The sequence below is a fragment of the Phyllobacterium sp. P5_D12 genome (assembly GCF_054049495.1).
Window position 1 is genome coordinate 1 of record NZ_JBFUMG010000912.1, and the last position, 1,202, is coordinate 1,202.

2 protein-coding genes are annotated in these 1,202 nt (G+C 58.0%); both read left to right on the plus strand.

The annotated features are described in order from the left end of the window. On the plus strand, positions 1–252 hold a 252-nt coding region (locus ACXJ5O_RS27555), incomplete at its 5' end, for a VOC family protein (RefSeq protein ID WP_457302686.1). Between the two features lie 126 nt (positions 253–378). Next, positions 379–1,202: acyl-CoA carboxylase subunit beta (locus tag ACXJ5O_RS27560; RefSeq protein WP_457302687.1), on the plus strand; the 824-nt coding region annotated here is incomplete at its 3' end.

The following is a 1,202-nucleotide window of genomic DNA, read 5'->3' on the forward strand; positions in this document are numbered from 1 at the left end:
AACTATAATTGGGACCAGGAGGAATATACCGGCGGGCGCAATTTCGGACACCTTGCCTACGTCGTCGACAATATCTACGAGACTTGCCAAAACCTGGCGGACAAAGGCGTCGTGATCAACCGGCCGCCGCGCGATGGCAACATGGCCTTCATCCGCTCGCCGGATGGAATCTCGATCGAGCTTATCCAGAAAGGCCCCGCGCTACCGCAACAGGAGCCTTGGCTGTCGATGCCGAACACCGGCACCTGGTAAAACCTTAGCTCACGAATACAACTTAAACGCGTACCCGTGCATCGCTTGCGGCGCTCGGGTACGCCAGACAAATTCCTTCCCCGCGCTGCGCTCTCCTGTTATCAAACGACAAAAGAGGAGGACGCCATGAAGGATKTGCTGATCGAGCTTGAGCGCCGCAGGAACATTGCGCGCGAAGGCGGCGGGAAGGTGCGGATTGAGGCGCAGCACAAGCGCGGCAAGCTCACAGCACGCGAACGCATCGATATTTTTCTCGACGAAGGCTCATTCGAGGAGTTCGACATGTTCGTCGAACACCGCTCGACCGATTTCGGCATGGAAGATACGAAATTCGCGGGCGACGGCGTCGTCACCGGATGGGGCACCATCAATGGCCGCACGGTCTTCGTCTTCGCCAAGGATTTTACGGTTTTCGGCGGATCACTTTCCGAAGCCCATGCGGAGAAGGTTCAAAAAATCCAGGACATGGCACTGCGCAATCGTGCCCCTGTCATAGGGCTCTACGACGCCGGCGGTGCCCGTATTCAAGAAGGCGTGGCAGCTCTTGGCGGCTATGCGGAGATTTTCCAGCGCAACGTGCTCGCCTCCGGCGTCATCCCGCAAATCTCCGTCATCATGGGGCCTTGCGCCGGCGGAGACGTCTACTCGCCGGCCATGACCGACTTCATCTTCATGGTGCGCGACACGTCCTATATGTTCGTCACCGGCCCCGACGTCGTGAAGACTGTTACCAATGAAACGGTAACGGCGGAGCAGCTCGGAGGCGCATCGATCCATACGACCAAGTCCTCGATTGCCGATGGCGCCTATGACAATGATGTCGCCGCGCTGCTGCAGATGCGCCGCCTGATCGATTTCCTGCCTGCATCGAATACGGCCGAAATTCCCACGGTCGAGTGCTATCAGTCGATTGACGAAATGGATTACTCATTGGATCGGCTGGTGCCGGA